The organism is Mycobacterium sp. (genome assembly GCF_052143115.1).
Lineage (GTDB): Bacteria > Actinomycetota > Actinomycetes > Mycobacteriales > Mycobacteriaceae > Mycobacterium.
Genome location: NZ_JBKQTQ010000140.1, coordinates 25,686 through 42,457 on the forward strand (window position 1 = coordinate 25,686; position 16,772 = coordinate 42,457).

The window sequence follows — 16,772 nt, forward strand, 5'->3', positions numbered from 1 at the left end:
AAATGAAATCGATCGACGAGCTGGCCGCCAACCTGAACTTCACCACCGCCACGACCGGGCAAGATCGCTCCGTCACGTTTCTGCCGGACCCGCCAAGGGCGCAACGCCGCTACACCGTGATCTCGGTCGACGATCACATCGTCGAACCCCCGGACACGTTCACTGGACGTCTGCCGCGGAGATTCGCCGACCGCGCACCCAAAGTCGTCGAGACCGACAGCGGGGGACAGACGTGGGTCTACGACTGCCAGGAACTGCCCAATGTCGGGTTCAATGCGGTGGTTGGACGGCCGGTGTCGGAGTACGGCTTCGAGCCGGTTCGATTCGATGAAATGCGCCGCGGCGCATGGGATATCCACGACCGGGTCAAGGACATGGACCTGAATGGCATCTATGCCTCGCTCAACTTTCCGTCGTTTCTAACGGGGTTCGCCGGCCAGCGGCTGCAGCAGGTGACCAACGATCGCGATCTGGCGTTGGCCTCGGTGCGCGCTTGGAACGACTGGCACCACGAGGTTTGGGCGGGCTCATATCCCGGCCGGATCATTCCCTGTCAGTTGCCCTGGCTGCTGGACCCGGAGCTCGGCGCAAAGATGATCCACGAGAACGCCGAACGCGGCTTTCACGCCGTCACGTTCAGCGAGAACCCGGCGATGCTCGGATTGCCGAGTATTCACTCCGGACACTGGGATCCGATGATGGCTGCATGCGCCGACACCGACACCGTCGTGAACCTTCACATCGGATCATCGGGCTCGTCGCCGTCCACCACCGAAGACGCACCGCCTGATGTACAGGGCGTGCTGTTCTTCGCCTATGCCATTTCGGCTGCGGTCGACTGGTTGTACTCCGGGCTGCCCAGCAGGTTCCCCGATCTGAAGATCTGTTTGTCCGAAGGCGGAATCGGCTGGGTCGCGGGGTTGCTGGATCGCCTCGACCACATGCTCAGCTACCACGCGATGTATGGAACCTGGGCCTCGTTAGGCGAGAGTTCGACTCCTGCAGAGGTTTTCACGCGCAACTTCTGGTTCTGCGCAGTGGAAGACAAGTCGTCATTCGTACAGCACGAGCGCATTGGCGTGGACAACATCATGTTGGAAGCCGACTACCCGCACTGTGACTCCACCTGGCCGCACACCCAAGACACGATCCACGAACAGATCGGTGATCTCCCGCAGGATCTGATCCGCAAGATCACCTGGGAGAACGCTTCGCGCCTGTATCGCCATCCGGTGCCGCCCGAGATACAGCGGGATCCAGAGGCTTTTTGAGGTGGCAATCCGATGGCGCACGTTGCTGTGGGGGATTGCAGTCGTAGCCTTCTTGATCGGCGTCTGCGGAGCGCTCTTTCGCGGGTTCTGGGGCGTCAGCCAGGATTGTCAGGCCTGGGTCAATAGCCACGGCTATCAGCTCGTGCAAAACGACTGGTGGGCCAAGTCCCGCGGCTGCGCAGCCCGAACGCCCGGCCGTGACGAGATCCTGCACAGCGAAGACCTCGGACGCAAAGCGACGGGCTGGGCATGGCAGTTCGCCATCTTTGCCGTCGGCGCCTTGCCCGCAGTGGGCATGATTGTCCTGGTCAGCAGGCATTCCGGCGGAACAGACGTGTAGAGCTATCCGCCGACCGCGCTGCGCAGCGCGGGTATCACCGCCTCGTCGACGTAGCGCAGGTACTTCCAGGCGATGTCGGGCGGGATGCCACCGCACAACGGCGAAAGGGTGAGCATGCCGCCACCGCGAATATGCGCGATCGCTTCGTCAGCGGTGAAGATGCGGTGCGTCCGCGACATCGCCCGCAGCTCATCGACATCGCTGGCCTCCGCGATACCCGCCGATGTCTGGTTGCCCGGGTTCCATTCGGCATACGCGCGCGCGTCGTGCAGCAGGTGCGGTCCGATCTCCCGCCAGGCCAGGTCGACGTCGGGGGCGACGAAACACACGCTCGGCGTATCGCGATCAGGCAGCAGCGTCATACCGGGCTGATGTCCGTGCGCACGAGAGGCGGCTTCGTACGCCTCCTGCGAGCCGGGGACGTCACCCTGCGCGAGATAACCGAGGCCGTAGCGTCCGGCGCGTCGTGCCGCAGCCAAACTTCCTCCGCCCCACATCATTAGCGGCCCCTGCGGCGAGGACGGCGAGGGCGTCACCTTGATTCGGCGGCCCTCGTGCTGCACCACATCGCCGGCAAGCAGACGACGCAGCAGGTCAAGCTTTTCGTCGGCCATTCGTCCGCGGGCCCGCAGATCGAGCCCGAAATGCTGGTACTCCTCAGGCCGATAACCCAACCCGAACACGTAGCTTGCGCGCCCCTTGCTCAGGATGTCCAGGACGGCGATCTCCTCGGCAAGCCGAACGGGATCGTAGAACGGGAGGATGACGATGAGCGTCATCATCAACTGCTTCGTGCGCGCAGCGATGGCACTGCCGAGGATCATTGGTGTTGGCAGATAGCCGTCCGGCGAACCGTGGTGTTCGCAGATGACTGCGGCGAGGCAGCCTCGTGTTTCGGCCCATGCGCACATGTCGACGGCGGCCTCGTAGAGCTCGGTCGGCGCCGCCCCGAAATCGGGGGCGCGCATGTCGAACCGCATCGAATACATGGGCCGTTACCTGACATTGGCTCTTTACAGACAGATAGACTCCGCGGCCATGACCGTACCTCATTCATCGCTGGCGGGTCGGCGCATTCTGATCACCGGCGGCGCCACCGGTATCGGCGCCGCCGCGGTGCGGGTGCTGCACGACGCAGGGGCGCGCGTGGTCGCGACATACCATCGAACCGCTCCTGCCGCGGACGTCGCCCCGGTGACCTGGCTGCAGTGCGATGTCCGCGAAGCCAACTCGGTTGACGCGGCGTTTCGTGGCGCGGTGCAGGACCTTGGCGGCCTCGATGTCCTGGTGAACGCCGCCGGCTTATGGCAGGCCGGAGTGCCCGGGCAGATCACCGGCGACGAGATCGACTTCCTACTGGCAACCAACATCAAAGGAACGATTCTCACCAATCAAGCGGCGCACGCTGTGATGCGGGGGAGCGGCGGTCGGATCATCAATTTCGGGTCGTCCGAGGCGGTTATGGGCAGCCCGATCTCCGCGGTGTACGCCGCCACCAAGGGTGCCGTTCAAGCCTGGACCCGGTCGGCGGCCAAAGCTTGGGGCGCCGACCGGGTCACCGTCAATGCGCTGGCGCCGGCAGTGCAAACCCCGGGCGCCGATCGGCTGCGGGAATTCCTGGGTCCGGATGCCGCGGCATTCATCGATCAGCAGATGAGGTTGTCAATTCCGCTCGGCGGCAAGCTCGGTGACCCGGCCAGTGACCTGGGGCCGGTGTTGGTATTCCTTGCCGGTGACGGGGCCGGGTTCATCACCGGACAGTTGATCCCGGTTGATGGCGGCCTCGCCATGGTCGGCGGCTGACCGGAAAGGCTGCGATGAATCGCCTCGGCATCGAGATGCTCTGCGTCTTCGGCATGCCGCCAATCGACTACGTCCAGCTTGTCGCCGATCTGGGATGCCGCTACATCACCACCGGATTAGACGGCTTTGTGCTCAAACAGCTGGGTTACCAACCATTTTCGCTGCGCGACGATCCCGGATTGCGCCGCGAGCTGATGGCGGCCATGGACGACCGCGGCATATCGATCTCATTGGGGGAGGGCCTGCTTATCGCACCGGGTGTCGACGTTCGTTCCTATGCCGGCGATCTGGACATCATGGCCGAACTGCGGATCCCGCGGATCAACACGGTCAGCTTGGAGGCGGACCGGGCGCGCACGTTCGATGAACTTGCCGTGCTCACCGACTTGGCCGCCGATCGAGGCATTGTGACGAGCGTCGAACCCGTTCCAGGCCTGGCCATCGCGGACCTGCCGACCGCCATGGCCGCCGTCGAGCACGTAGGCCGGGAGGAGATCACCCTGCTGATCGACACCATGCATGTGGCCCGCTCCGGCGCCGGCCCGGACGATCTTCGATCGCTGCCCGCAGAACGGATCGGTCACGTACAGCTCTGTGATGTCCCACTGCGGTCCACTCGGGAATACAACTATGCCGAGGAGGCCATGTATCACCGAATGGCACCAGGTGAAGGCGAGTTGCCGCTGGCCGAGATGTTGGCAGCCCTGCCAGGTGATCGCGTCGTCGGGTTGGAGGTGCCGATGCTCTCCCGCGCCGAGGCCGGCGTCAGTGCCTACGACCGATTACTGCCGTGCGTCAAGAGCGCCCGGGCGGTGCTGGCTCGCGCCGACGAAATCCGTTGAATCAGTTGTGGCGGGCCGCTTCTTGGACGAGTTGGACGCGCGAGCTCAGGCCCAGTTTGGTGTAGACGTGGGTGAGGTGGGTCTGCACCGTGCGCGGTGAGACGAAAAGCCTTGCGGCGATGTCGTTGTTGGCGAGTCCTTCGCTGACGAGCCGCACGACGTCGAGCTCAGTCGGGGTGAGTGAGGCCCAGCCGCTGGCTGGCCGTTTGCGTTCGCCGCGGCCGCGCTGGGCGTAGGCGATCGCCTCCTCGGTGGAGAGGGCGGTGCCCTCGGCCCTTGCCGATTCAAAGTCCGCCTGGCCCACTGCATTTCTCAGCGCTGCCACCGAGGCTTCGTAGTCGGCGTCCCAGACCTTGAACCGCACCGCGCCCATCCGCTGCCGGATGGCCGCTGCCGCGCCGAAAAGCCGGGCGGCTTCGCGGTGACTGCCAGCGTTCCCGGCTAGCGTGGCGAGGCACTCCAGGGTGTCGGAAACGCCCAAATAGAAACCTTCGGGAATGCTCGCCAGCGCGTCATGGGCGTCCCGCTCAGCCTGCTCTGGCTCACCCTGCGCGATCGCCACGCGGGCGCGTGTGGTCAGCGCCCACCTCAGCACGGCCCAGCCCGGCGCCGTCGCGACCGCGTCGTCGGCCCAGCGCCGGGCCGCGATCAGATCCCCGCCCGCCAGTGTGGCATGCGCGATGACGGGGCGCAGGTGCGCCGCAAACCCCGGCGCGAAACTCCCGTGCTCCCAGGCCGCCGTGGTCGCGGCCAGGGCGGTCGTGACATCGCCGGCGGCCAAGGCCGCGTTTCCCAACGCGAAGTAACCGACGCTTGCGGCGAGCCCGCTGAATTCGGATGCGAATTCGAGGCTGGCGTCGGCTGCGGCGCGGGCCGCAGCCGTGTCGCCGTGCCACGCCAGCGCGGTGCCCTGGTGCGCGAGGCTAATCGCCTCAGAGATCGCATCGTGAGCGGTCTTGGCCTCGGCGGCCACCGCGCGGAATTCTGCGGCGGCTCCTGCCGTTTCGCCCTGCCACAACCGCGCCACACCCGCGCATACGCGGCAGTGCCGCGAGTTGAACCCGTCACCGATCGTGTCGGCGAGGTCGCGTCCTTCTTCGGCGACCCTGCGCGCCGCGATCGGGTCACCGGCGGCAACTGCTGCGTCGGCCTGCCAGGCCAGGATCTGGCTGAGCCGCCACCGATCGTCCAAGGCCCGGGCGAGTTCGATCGCCTCGGCGAAGTAAGTTCCTGCCAGTTCGGCGTTGTAGGCGGCGGTCAAGCCGCAGGCGGTCAGCGTCCTGGCCAGCACGGCCGGGTCATCGATGTCGCGCGCGAGCGCCAAGGCTTGCTGCGCCCGATCCACGCTGTCGGAAGCGCCCAACACTAAGTCAATCACCGCTTTGTCGGCCAGCGCCCGGGCGCGTATCGCGGCCGCCACCTCGACGTCCTGTGCGACCTCGTGGGTAAGGACGCTGTCGAACCAGGTCAGCCCTTCGCGGACGCGTCCCCGCGCTTGCCACAGCGGTTGCAGCGACGACGCCAGCGTCAAAGCAAGCGCGGTGTCGGAGTTTTCGCGACTCCACGAAAATGCGGCGCGCAGGTTGTCGATCTCGGTTTCGGCCTGATCGAGACGCTGCTCATAATCACTGCCTGCCGGTGCGTCGACCGCAGCCGCTAGCGAGGTGTAGTAATCGCGGTGACGCGACCGGACGGCATCGGCCTCGCCGGACTCGCCGAGCTTTTCCAGCGCGTATTGACGCACCGTTTCCAGCAGCCGGTAGCGGGTTCGACCCCCGCTGTTGTCGGCGACCACCAGCGACTTATCCACCAGCAGGGTGAGCTGATCGAGCACTTGGTAGCGCTGTACGTCGCCGCCGCCTGCGACTGTTTGGGCGGCGTCGAGGTCGAAGCTGCCCAGGAAGGCGGCCAGCCGGCGAAAGAGCACTCGTTCGGGTTCGGTCAATAACGCGTGTGACCAATCGACTGAGGCGCGCAGCGTCTGTTGGCGGCGCACCGCGGTGCGCGCACCGCCGGTCAACAGCCGGAACCGGTCATGCAGGCTGTCCAAGATCTCCACCAGCGACAAGGCGCGCACCCGCGCCGCGGCCAGCTCGATCGCCAGCGGCAACCCATCCAGGCGCGCGCAAATCTCGCTCACCGTCGCGGCGTTGTCGTCGCTGATGGCGAAATCGGGCCGGACGCGCCTGGCCCGGTCGGTAAACAGTTCAATCGCTTCGTCGGCCAGCGACAGCGACGGCACCCGCCAGCTCACCTCACCGGCCACCCCGATCGGTTCCCGGCTCGTCGCCAACAGCGTCAACCCAGCCGCGGCGCCGAGCAGAGCCACGACCAGATCGGCGCACGCATCGAGCAGATGTTCACAATTATCCAGCACGACCAGCATCCGCCGGTCGGCGACAAACCGGATGAGTGTGTTCATGGTGGAGCGGCCGGGCTGGTCGGGCAGCCCCAGCGCGCGGGCCGCGGCGACCGGCACCAGGTCGGGGTCGGTGATCGGTGCCAGATCCACATACCAAACCCCGTCGCCGAATTCGTCGGTCAGCTGTGCCGCAAGCTGTATTGCCAGGCGGGTCTTACCCGCTCCACCGGCACCGGTCAGGGTCAGCAACCGATTCTCGCTCAGCAGCCCGCGCACCTGGGCCAGTTCGGCGTCACGACCCACGAAGCTGGTGAGTTGCACCGGCAAGTGCTGGGAAACAACGGCTTTCGATACCCGCAGCGGCGGGAACTCGTTCACCAGGTCGGGATGGCACAGCTGCACCACCCGCTCGGGACGAGGCAGATCACGCAGCGGATGAGTGCCCAAATCGGTCAACCACGCGTCGGCCGGGAGTCGCTCGGCCACCAAGTCCTCAGTGGTGCCCGACAGCAGGGTTTGGCCGCCGTGGCCGAGATCGCGCAGCCGCGCGGTGCGGTTGATAGTCGGGCCGGCGTAATTGCCTTCATCGCGCAGCTGGATTTCGCCGGTATGCACCCCGATGCGCAACCGGATCGGCGCCAGCGGCGCGCGCTGCAACTCCAGCGCCGCCGCCACCGCATCCGAAGCGCGGGCGAACGCCGCCACGAAGCTGTCACCCTCACCCTGCTCGACTGGGCGCACCCCGTCGCGGGCGGCGATGACCTCCGCCACCGTCTGATTGAGCCGCGCGATCGCGGCCGTCATCTCGTCGGGCTGGGTTTCCCAGAGCCGTGTGGAGCCCTCGACGTCGGCCAACAGCAACGTCACGGTGCCCGTCGGTAATAGCCCGCTCACGCCCAGCTCGCTCCAGTCCACCAACGGCGCATCCACGCGTGGATCGATCTCGCTCATGCTAGCCAGCATGCGGCCCCCGCGAACCGCAAAACATCAGCACAAACGCGTAGATCGCGGCCCGCGGCGGCGCAATCTACGACCCTGCTCGCCGAAATCTACGAGTTACGGCGGATGGTTCGAGACTCACGATGGGCGACGGTCGACTCAACCGCGATCCGAGGAGATCCATCATGACAACCAGCATCTGCCCGACCGTTTGGGAAGCGGGCCTGCCGTCGATTGCCTACGACCACCTGAACGATCCCGACGAGGCGCACCGCGTCATCCGGCAGGCACGCCGGCAGGGGGCGATCGCGATCGGACCACACGGGCCGGAGATCTTGAGCCACGAACTGGTCCGCGCCGTGCTGCGCGACTCCCGCTTCGTCCCTGCGGTGAAGCCGGTGATGGCCGCACAGGGCATCACGTCAGGCCCGGTGTGGGACAGAGTGAACCAGAGCATCCTGGGGCTCGAAGGCGAGACGCACCACCGGCTGCGCCGACTTGTGTCGAAGGCCTTTACCCCACGCGGCGCCGAGCGGCTACGGACGCTCATCGTCGACGTCATGACTGAACTCGTCGACCCGCTCGCGGCCGCGGGGCGCTGCGACGTGGTCGCGGAGATCGCCCGTCGATACCCCACCCCGATCATCTGCGCGCTGCTCGGTGTACCGCGTCAAGACTGGCAGCTGTTCTCCGCTTGGGCTGATGACATTAAGAAAATATTCGACTGGAATGTCGCTAACGACGAGCCCGTCATCGCTGCGGCGTGGGAAGAGCTCGACGCCTATCTCGAAGGGATGCTCGCGCAACGCCGGGACAACCTCACCGACGACCTGATCTCGGACCTGATCCGCGCCGAGGAGGACGGTGACCGACTCAGCCACCGCGAACTTCTGATGCTCGCCTCCACTCTCCTTATTGCCGGTACCGACACCACTCGCAACCAACTGGCGGCAGCGGTTTACTTCTTGTGCAAACACCCCGACCAGTGGGCACTGTTGGGCGAGCACCCGGAGCTGGCCGGTAACGCCGTCAACGAGCTGATGCGCTACGTCCCAATCGTTTTCGCTCTCGTACGAGTGGCGGCCGAAGACATCGACTTAGGTGGTGTGACCATTCCGGCCGGGTCCCTCGTGGTCGCCAACATCGCTGCGGCCCACCGCGACCCAGCCGTCTACGACGACCCTGACCGCCTAGACATCAGCCGCGAGCTGTCGGCGCCGATCCTGTCGTTCGGCAGCGGCGCGCACTACTGCCTGGGCTCGCACCTGGCCCAACTCGAACTCGTCGAAGCTCTGCGCATCATCACCAGCCGCATGCCCAATCCGCGCTCCGGCGGACTTGCCCACTGGAGCCAACTCACCGGTATCACCGGCCCGACCACGCTGCCCCTCGAATTCGACGCCGGACACTAAAGACGCCGGACAGCACTAACCACCAAGTCCCTTTTTGATGGCGGCGTCTTGCTTGTCGCCGACGTCGTGGATGAATTCCGGCGGTGCCAGCGCGTAGGAGGGGCCGTCGAACTCCAGGCTGACGAACGCCTTGCCCTGAGTGAACAGCAACACCGTCACGCCCTTGGACCGGTCCGGCGACGTTCCGGTGATCGTCGTGCCGTCGACCCCGACGTCAACCGAAATGGGTTTTGCCTGGAGCGTTTCATGCTGCATTGCCCTCGCCGAATCCAGCGCGTTCGCAGCAGCGGCAGGGTCCGGCAGGACCTGGATAGTATCGATTATCGCGTGGGAATGGTCTTGGTCGCTGAACGTGGTTGTTGCGCCCTGTTGGCCGTTCGGGTTCTTGACCGCTGGGCCGGCCGTGAAAGGTTCCGGGGCATTGATATCGCTGGCCTTGATCAAAAGCGTGGTGTAGTCGCTCAGCTGGGCGTGCGTGGTGGTGGTGGTGACTGATCCCGACGTCGGCGTCGATGACGTCGAATGGCTACTACAGCCGACCAGCGTCACCCCGGCCAGCATCGACGCCGCGATTACTCCGGCGATCATCGTGTGCGAAATCCTCATCGGGCCGTACTCCCTTTCACCGAGCTAATCGGAAAACGTTAACCCAGGGCGGATTTATCTGCTCGGAGGTTGCCTTTCTCGGCGATGTCAGCACACGCAAAGCAGTTTCGGGTTCGCATGCTTGACCGCCGCCGCAGCACGTAACGCCGTGCACTTGGCGCAAATCGTCAAATCTTCGAAATACCCTGCCTACGAATGAGTTTCAGCTAAGCATTTGCATTGCGTACGGCTTCGGAAATGATGTCGACCACAGTGTGCGGTCGGGTGATGAGCGGAGCATGGTCGGCATCGTGAGTACGAACATTGGCGTGCATGCGTTCGGCCATGAACTTCTGGGTGATCGGGTTGATCATCCGGTCTTGCTCGGCGATGAGGTACCAGGACGGGCGGTCTTTCCACCCGGGTTTCGGCACAGGTTGCTGGATACACTGCACGGCGATGGGTCGCTGCACCGCCGCCAGCACCGCGTGGTCTTCGGGATTTCCCTGCTGGGCGAATGCGATCCCAAAGGCGTTGACAGGCAGCCAGATCCAACCGTGATCGTCGGGCTTGAGCTCTGGCGCGTCGGGGTGCGGGTGATCGCGGTAGAAGACATCGGCCACGGTTTCGCCCTCGTCGGGCGCCAACGCGGCCACGTAGACCAGCGCACGCACGCGTGGATGCTTGGTGGCCCCGATGACACCGCCGGCGTAGGCGTGTCCGGCCACGACGACCGGACCCTCGGTCCTGTCGATGGTGCGGTCCAGAGCGTCGACGTCGTCGGCGAGAGAGGTGAGCGGGATAGGGGCGGCTATGACCGCGATCCCGGCCTGATACAGCCCGGTGATGACTCGACTCCAGCTGGATCCGTCGGCCCAGGCTCCGTGGACGAGTACCACTGTGGGCGAGGACGTCTCAGGGCTCATGCCGGACAGCCTTTCGGTTGACGGTGTGCTGGACGATCATTTAGATCGCTGCGATTTCCTCCCGTGCGTAGAGCCCCTTCCCGGTGATCAGCGGCAAATCGAGCGTCGTCCTGATTCCCGGCGGCGCCGCGACCACCGCCGGGATGGCGTTGACGATCCGGCCTGCGGCGCCGGCGATCGCGGCGTGATTGTGGTCGCCCTTAAGGCTGGTCGGGACGATGTCCACGGCGTAGGAAGGCTCCCCGACGATCTCGACGCGATACGATCCGCCGCCGGATGCGGGCTGGGGCCAGTCCGGCCGCAGATCCGGGCGCAGCCGGGTGATGTGCTCGATGGCGATCGCGGGGTGGCCGTCGACCATGCCGCGGATCTCGAACTGCAACGCGGCCAGGGTTCCCTTGGCCACCCGTCCCACCGCGATGTCGAAGTCTTCCGGCGCCGGCTCGCGCTGGTATGACTCGGTGATCTCGTCGACCTCGATGCCGAGCCCGGCGGCCAACTGACGGATCGCCGTGCCCCAGGCGATGCTGAGGATGCCCGGTTGCAGCAGCATCGGTATGTCATCCAGGGGCCGGCCGAACCCCATGTAGTGCATCACCTCTGCGCCGTCGTACGTTGCGTAATCGGCGATCTCCATGCATCGCACCTGCTCGACGCGCTGGCAGGTGCTGGCGAGCGCGAACGGGATGAGGTCGTTGATAAATCCCGGGTCGACGCCGTTGATAAAGATACTCGAGTTGCCTTGCCGCGCAGCATCTTCGACGCGGACAATGTACTTGTCGGGCATCACACCCCACGGATATTGCAGCAGCCCCGGCGACGACCCGACGACGTTGATACCGGCGGCCAGGATGCGCATGACGTCGGCCATCGCCTCAGGCAGTCGGGTGTCACCCATCGCGCAGTAGACGACGCACTCAGGCGCGGTGGCGAGCACCGCGTCGAGGTCGTCGACTGCCCTGATGCCCGTGGACACGTCCAGCCCGGCGAGTGTTCCGGCGTCCTTGCCGACCTTCTCCGGCGACGAGACGCACAGCCCGGTCAGCTCGAACTGAGGATTGCTGACCAGCTCGGTCAACGCCAAACGGCCGACATTCCCGGTGCCGACGTGGGCGACGCGGATCGCCATGGGTGTCCTCCGTCCCTGGATGCCAGCGCACAGACGTTCTAGACGCTAGTCCAGGGCACGAAATCCGACCACGGTGGCGGGCTTCAGTCTCCGAAGCCGTGCCGTGGAGACGTAGCCGGCACTGGAGTGCCGGGAGTTGCCTGCAGGCGGCTCGCTGCGAAGTCGACCCCCTGGCTAATCACGTCCCCATCATCTGCGTATGTATCGTGCGCGGCGAAGTTCATCCCGTCCGAGCAAATCGGGTCCTCGGTGGCACACACCTTGATGGTCTTGGCCTGATACAGCGGGCCGATGACAACCTGCGGCTGGCCCAGGAAGTCCATAGCCCGCGCATTGGGCGATCCGAACAACACGACCGCCGCGACGTGGTCCGCTACGTCAGGCGGCAGGGGTTTAGGGATGGTCGCCGGGTCAACGTCAGTTGGTATCGAATCCGGGACGGCAGGCGAGGTGACGAGGCCCATCACGGCTGCGCCTTGTGAGTAACCGCCGAGCACCATCTTGGTATTGGGGCAGGCTGCGGCCTCGGAAACAACGTGGGCGACGGCATCTCTGATTCCGTCGAGTCCGGTCGACCACTGGTCGCTGGCGGGGTAGTTGACCGGATATACGTCCATTGATCTTCCGCCCAGGCGGCCGCGCAAGGTGTCGACGAACGCCTCTCCGGTCGGGCCAACACCGGGAGCTTCACCGGTACCGCGGGCGAAGACCACCTCGGTGTCGGGGCAGGGCTGGGCGGACGCGGAGGGGACGGCAGCGGCCGGAAGGACGGCAGCAACCAGTCCCGATGTTGTGGCTACCGCGGTACCAAGCAGGTAAGTGATGTGACGCGCAATCATGACGCAGAAGGTTCCCTCGAGATTGGCTACATAAACTAAGAATTTCCACCTTACATACCTGTCGCCGAAGCACTCCCGAGCACCTGTTAACGCCGGGTTAAGCAGAGTGATTCAGCGTGGTGTTGCGTCAACGCTCGTCGGTGCCTCCGGCAGCTTCACCAGCCGCACCTCCGGCCGCGCCGGGACCTCGTCGGCAAGAAACCACCGGAAGGCGAGGTTGCCACGGGGATAGTCAAGTGTGGTCAGGGAATTCGGGTGCGCCGTCATGCCGCGGGAGATGACGATCGTCACCGAGCCGTCCGCGTTGAGCACCGCGCTGTGTCCGTTGACCGAGCTGCGCGCATCGGTGACGCCGTGGGTGGCCATGAATTGGTTCCACACGACCAGGTTCCAGAACCTGCACCGCGGCGGCCGGTGGGTGATGACGAGCGCTTCGTCCTCGTCGAGCACGTAACTGCCGTAGGAGTAACAGGCGTCACGCGCCGACCAGCCGAAGTTGGCGTCCGGGACTTGGTAGGGGTCGGCGAATTGGTTGGCCGCGTGCGCGATCTCATGGCCCAGCGCGTGCGCCTCGACGACCCGCGCCCCGACGGCGAGCGGGAGGATCGCGAACATCGTGCGCAGCCAGGCGGCGCTGGCCCGCAGCCGGGTAGCGGTCTCGGCATCCCCGTGTCGGATCGGTTCCGGTTCGTCGAGCGCCTCGATACGCCAGCTGACCGGGCGACCGGTCAGCGGGTCGGCCTGATAGTCGCGGGTCATCAGAACCGCCGCGTCGGGTGTGGGCCCGAGTTCGAAGGAGAAGTTGTTGGCCGCGTCGATCTGAAGGTCGTCGTCGCGCACGAGTGCCACGATGCGGTCCGACCAGGTGCCCGGCGATGGTTCGTTGTAGGCGGTCAGCGAGAAGTAGACGCTGTCGCCTCGGTTGCCGCTGATGCGATAGCGGCGCTTGGGATCGACCGGGCAGATGGAATAGTAAGCGTCCGTGTTGTCGCCTCCCCATCGTCGATCCCGCCGGAACGGCGTATTGACGTCGACGAACTGGGGTCGACTGGGCTCGGTGAACAGATAGGTGTCGAAGGCTACGCCCAGTGTGGTCGCCATCATGCGGTAGCCGTCGGCGATGTGCCGGTCGTCGGTGACGGCGCGGTCGCCGTCGAGGAAGGAGCGGTCGAGGCTACCCAGGGTCTGCACCAACTCGTGCCATGCGGCGGTGGACTCGTAAGCCCTGTCACTCATCTGCTGATTCCTCTCGTTATGAATGCGGCTGTGCGGTCTACCCAAGAATCGTCGAGTGCGTCACCGCGGGTGAGCAGCGCCAGGAACGTGGTGCCGGCGACGACTTCGACGACTTCGGCCGCGGTGACGTCCGGCCGTACCTCGCCGCGCGCGACGGCGTCGGCCAAGCGATCCGACAGGCCGCGCGAAAGGATGTCGCCGAAGCGCTCCAGCAGCGCGGAGTGCAGCGTCAGATCGGCGGACATCTCACCGACTAGGCCGGGCAGCGCGGCCCGCGCGGCCGGGGTGGTGAGCACCTCCGCGGTGCGGCGAACCATCTCGCGCACGTCGCCGGCCAGCGACCCGGTGTCGGGCAATGCGGTCGCGTCGCTGATCGGGAACACCGCCTCGTGGACGAGGTGCGCCTTGCTGGGCCACCGCCGGTAGATCGCCGGTTTGCTGGTGCCCGCCCGCCGGGCGATGGCATCGACCGAGAGGTCGGCGTAACCCGTCTCGGCGAGCAACTCGACCGTCGTGCGCAGCACCGCGCTGTCGATGCGCTTATCGCGGGGCCGGCCAAGCTCTGTCGTCATTACGAAACTCAGAGTAACATAAGTGGCCGTGACCGACGCCGCTCCAGCCCTCGTGCACCTTGATGACCTGGCTGAACCGCACTTCAGCCCCCAAGTCGAGCAGATCCGCGAGCTCATGGCGGCGATGGCGCCAGACTGCCCGCTGGAGGCCGACGCGCTGCATGCCAAAGCCGCCGCCGATACCGGGCTCACCGACTTCGGACCTGACGACTATCGAGAGCGCCTCGACGTCTACCTCACGGCGCTGCGAGAAATCGGCGGCCTGCACGGGCCGGGAATCGTCAACTTCCACGCGCAGCTGGTGCAGTGGCTCAAGAACCGGCTACTGCTCAATGATCTGCTGGCGCGACACCCTGAGATCTACGACATCGAGTTGCTACCGCCGGTCGTCATCGCGGGCCTGCCGCGCACCGGGACCACCCATCTGCACAATCTGCTGGCGGCTGCCACGACATTCCGCACCATCCCTTATTGGGAGAGCGTCGAGCCCTTTCCGCTGCCCGCCGAGATGGGTGTCGAGCCTGATCCGCGTAAAGCACGGATGGACGCTGCGGTCGAGTTCATGAACGCTGCGATGCCGCTCTTTCCGCTCATGCATGAGATGACCACCGAGCACGTGCACGAGGAGATCCAGCTGCTGGCCAACGACTTCTCCACGATGCTGTTCGAGACTCTCGCGTATGTCCCCCGGTGGCGCGACTACTACCTGGGACACGACCAGACATCGTCGTACCAGCACCTGGCCGTCCAGTTGAAAGCGCTGCAGTTTCTGCGCGGCGGCCGCCGCTGGCTGCTGAAGTCGCCTCAGCACCTCGAACAGTTACGGGTGCTGGACGCCGCCTTCCCCGGCGCCATCGTGGTGTGCACCCACCGTGATCCTGTGCCGGTAGCACTGTCGATGATTGCGATGCTCACCTACACCGCGCGGATGCATTGCGCTCCGGTGCCGGTGCAGGAGATCGCGGCGTCGTGGATCGACCGCTTGCAGACGATGCTGGACGCCCTCGTCCACGATCGCGATGTCATCCCGCCGGAGAGCTCGACCGACGTCCGCTTCGATGACTTCATGGCCGACGAGCTCGGCATCGCCGAACGGGTGTACGACCTCGCCGGCGAGCCGCTGACAAACGCGGCACGCACGGCGATGGCCGACTACCTGCAGGGCCACCAGCGTGGCCGGTTGGGCCAGATCGCGACGTCGGCCGAGATGTTCGGACTCGACGAGCACGACGTGCACGCCCGATTCACCCGCTATACGGATCGCTTTCTGGCGTGACGGACGGCTGGCCTAGGTGTGTGACCTAGGTAGCCTCGGCCGGCTGATCAGGGGCCGGCGCGGGATCCGGCGGCGGCGGCAGTTCGTTCTGCACGGGCTCGACGGGATCAGGGCCGGGCGCGGGTGGCGAAGGTGGCTCGGGAGCCGGAGCCACCGCGTTCACCAGAATCGGGCCGAATGGCGGCGGTGGGGCATCTTCTGATGCACCGGGATCCACTGGGAGATACATGTGATGGGTGAACTGGGGCTGGTATGCCCCGCCGCCACCAATGCGCACGCCGCCGCCTTCACCGCTGGCCACCGGTGTTCCATCGGGCAGCGTCACCGCGGTGTGACCGCCATTCCAGCCGATCACCAAAGCGCCCGGGACGGTTCCGTACTGGAAGCCGCGTGCCAACAAGGCCGATTCTTCATTCCCGGTGTTGAACCTGTTGCCGAAAGCCGGCCTGTCGGTAGCGACATTCGATACCAAGGAAGCCAGACCCGAACAGTCGACCCCAGCGGGGGAATCACCGCCGCGGATATACGGCGTGCCTGACATCTCCTGAAGCAGGCCCATCAGCGTTGCTAAAACAAACATGGGCCGGGACGTTAACAACAAGATCAGAAACGCACCAAAATTTGCGGGTGCCATCACTTTTCATGCTGAGAATGACTTGCGTTACAAATCAGTGCTAAAAGTGCTGGTAGATAAGGCTTCTGAACCACAATTCAACACGTGTGGAAAATTAAGCAGTTCTTTACTTTTCGCCGAGTTTCGTCTCAGGTCTGCAACTTTACGACAGAAGCGGTTTCGGCGAAAGAGTTATTTTCAGTGGTGAGCGATATTGCGTCGCAATGCCTTTGTGCAACGCATTAGGGCCAAAGATCACAATAGAGTGTCACCCGACGACTACTCCGCAGGGGGCAATTGCCGTGGGCCGTCAGCCGCACGGACCTCACGTGGTCCGTCGCGTTCGGCCAGACTGTGCTGTGGCTCACGCAAACTCGGCCCTAACGGGAGGTCGTCCGCCCGCTCAGCGGATAGCCGATGTGACGACAGCGGCTGTGCCGCACCACGGTGCGCCGCGAGGTCGCGGTCGTCCGCGGAGTCGATAGCAGCCGATGCGGGTGCGGACCCCTGGCCGACACTTTCCTCGGTAGTGACGACGATCTTGCGAGTGCGCTTGAGCGCGAAGGTGATCTCCTCGACCTCCTCGAATACCTGACGCGCGGTTCGCAACGGGTGAGTCGAGGTGTC

At 65.2% G+C, this 16,772-nt stretch carries 15 protein-coding genes and 1 pseudogene; 6 read left to right on the forward strand and 10 right to left on the reverse strand.

Translation table 11 applies throughout. The annotated features are described in order from the left end of the window. Positions 1-2: 2 nt before the first annotated feature. Both ACLQI9_RS15030 and ACLQI9_RS15035 read left to right on the forward strand, forming a co-directional pair. Positions 3-1,271 (forward strand): amidohydrolase family protein, encoded by a 1,269-nt coding sequence (locus ACLQI9_RS15030; RefSeq protein WP_442391840.1) that lies wholly within the window; start codon positions 3-5, stop codon positions 1,269-1,271. A 1-nt stretch (position 1,272) separates the two neighbouring features. Beyond that, on the forward strand, positions 1,273-1,611 hold the full coding sequence (locus ACLQI9_RS15035; protein ID WP_442383076.1) for a hypothetical protein: 339 nt from the start codon (positions 1,273-1,275) through the stop codon (positions 1,609-1,611). A 2-nt stretch (positions 1,612-1,613) separates the two neighbouring features. On the opposite strand, the gene ACLQI9_RS15040 is transcribed toward ACLQI9_RS15035, so the two are convergent. Then, a complete protein-coding gene (locus tag ACLQI9_RS15040; RefSeq protein ID WP_442383074.1) occupies positions 1,614-2,600 on the reverse strand; it encodes an LLM class flavin-dependent oxidoreductase in 987 nt (328 codons plus the stop codon). A 49-nt stretch (positions 2,601-2,649) separates the two neighbouring features. Here ACLQI9_RS15040 and ACLQI9_RS15045 point away from each other — a divergent pair, with 49 nt between their 5' ends. Both ACLQI9_RS15045 and ACLQI9_RS15050 read left to right on the forward strand, forming a co-directional pair. Next, the gene (locus ACLQI9_RS15045) at positions 2,650-3,414 is read left to right on the forward strand and encodes an SDR family NAD(P)-dependent oxidoreductase (RefSeq protein WP_442383072.1); all 765 of its coding nucleotides are present in this window, start codon (positions 2,650-2,652) and stop codon (positions 3,412-3,414) included. A 14-nt stretch (positions 3,415-3,428) separates the two neighbouring features. Continuing rightward, positions 3,429-4,256: a sugar phosphate isomerase/epimerase family protein gene (locus ACLQI9_RS15050; RefSeq protein ID WP_442383070.1), complete on the forward strand. Its 828-nt coding sequence runs from the start codon at positions 3,429-3,431 to the stop codon at positions 4,254-4,256. A 1-nt stretch (position 4,257) separates the two neighbouring features. Here the strand turns inward: ACLQI9_RS15050 and ACLQI9_RS15055 are convergent, their stop codons facing one another. Then, positions 4,258-7,512: a helix-turn-helix transcriptional regulator gene (locus ACLQI9_RS15055; protein ID WP_442391845.1), complete on the reverse strand. Its 3,255-nt coding sequence runs from the start codon at positions 7,510-7,512 to the stop codon at positions 4,258-4,260. Positions 7,513-7,742: 230 nt separating this feature from the next. Between ACLQI9_RS15055 and ACLQI9_RS15060 the strand changes: the two genes are divergently transcribed. After that, positions 7,743-8,969, forward strand: a complete 1,227-nt coding sequence (locus ACLQI9_RS15060; RefSeq protein ID WP_442383068.1) for a cytochrome P450 — start codon at positions 7,743-7,745, stop codon at positions 8,967-8,969. A 15-nt stretch (positions 8,970-8,984) separates the two neighbouring features. Here the strand turns inward: ACLQI9_RS15060 and ACLQI9_RS15065 are convergent, their stop codons facing one another. From ACLQI9_RS15065 to ACLQI9_RS15090, 6 genes are all read right to left on the reverse strand, one after another. After that, complete coding sequence (locus ACLQI9_RS15065; protein ID WP_442383066.1) at positions 8,985-9,575, reverse strand: hypothetical protein; 591 nt, start codon at positions 9,573-9,575, stop codon at positions 8,985-8,987. Between the two features lie 206 nt (positions 9,576-9,781). After that, positions 9,782-10,480 carry an alpha/beta fold hydrolase gene (locus ACLQI9_RS15070; RefSeq protein ID WP_442391841.1) on the reverse strand — a complete coding sequence of 233 codons (699 nt, stop codon included), beginning with the start codon at positions 10,478-10,480 and terminating at the stop codon, positions 9,782-9,784. Positions 10,481-10,520: 40 nt separating this feature from the next. Further along, positions 10,521-11,609 (reverse strand): NAD(P)H-dependent amine dehydrogenase family protein, encoded by a 1,089-nt coding sequence (locus tag ACLQI9_RS15075; RefSeq protein ID WP_442383064.1) that lies wholly within the window; start codon positions 11,607-11,609, stop codon positions 10,521-10,523. A gap of 83 nt (positions 11,610-11,692) precedes the next feature. After that, positions 11,693-12,448 (reverse strand): cutinase family protein, encoded by a 756-nt coding sequence (locus ACLQI9_RS15080; RefSeq protein ID WP_442383062.1) that lies wholly within the window; start codon positions 12,446-12,448, stop codon positions 11,693-11,695. A 111-nt stretch (positions 12,449-12,559) separates the two neighbouring features. Then, positions 12,560-13,684, reverse strand: a complete 1,125-nt coding sequence (locus ACLQI9_RS15085) for a DUF1214 domain-containing protein (RefSeq protein WP_442383060.1) — start codon at positions 13,682-13,684, stop codon at positions 12,560-12,562. Next, complete coding sequence (locus tag ACLQI9_RS15090) at positions 13,681-14,256, reverse strand: TetR/AcrR family transcriptional regulator (RefSeq protein WP_442383058.1); 576 nt, start codon at positions 14,254-14,256, stop codon at positions 13,681-13,683. Before ACLQI9_RS15090 ends, ACLQI9_RS15085 begins: the two co-directional genes overlap by 4 nt. 28 nt (positions 14,257-14,284) lie before the next feature. On the opposite strand from ACLQI9_RS15090, the gene ACLQI9_RS15095 reads away from it, so the two are divergent. Next, complete coding sequence (locus tag ACLQI9_RS15095; RefSeq protein WP_442391842.1) at positions 14,285-15,532, forward strand: sulfotransferase family protein; 1,248 nt, start codon at positions 14,285-14,287, stop codon at positions 15,530-15,532. A gap of 25 nt (positions 15,533-15,557) precedes the next feature. Here the strand turns inward: ACLQI9_RS15095 and ACLQI9_RS15100 are convergent, their stop codons facing one another. Both ACLQI9_RS15100 and ACLQI9_RS15105 read right to left on the reverse strand, forming a co-directional pair. Then, positions 15,558-16,112: a peptidoglycan endopeptidase gene (locus tag ACLQI9_RS15100; RefSeq protein WP_442391843.1), complete on the reverse strand. Its 555-nt coding sequence runs from the start codon at positions 16,110-16,112 to the stop codon at positions 15,558-15,560. A 312-nt stretch (positions 16,113-16,424) separates the two neighbouring features. Then, positions 16,425-16,772: pseudogene (locus tag ACLQI9_RS15105) on the reverse strand (DUF4407 domain-containing protein); the annotation flags it as partial.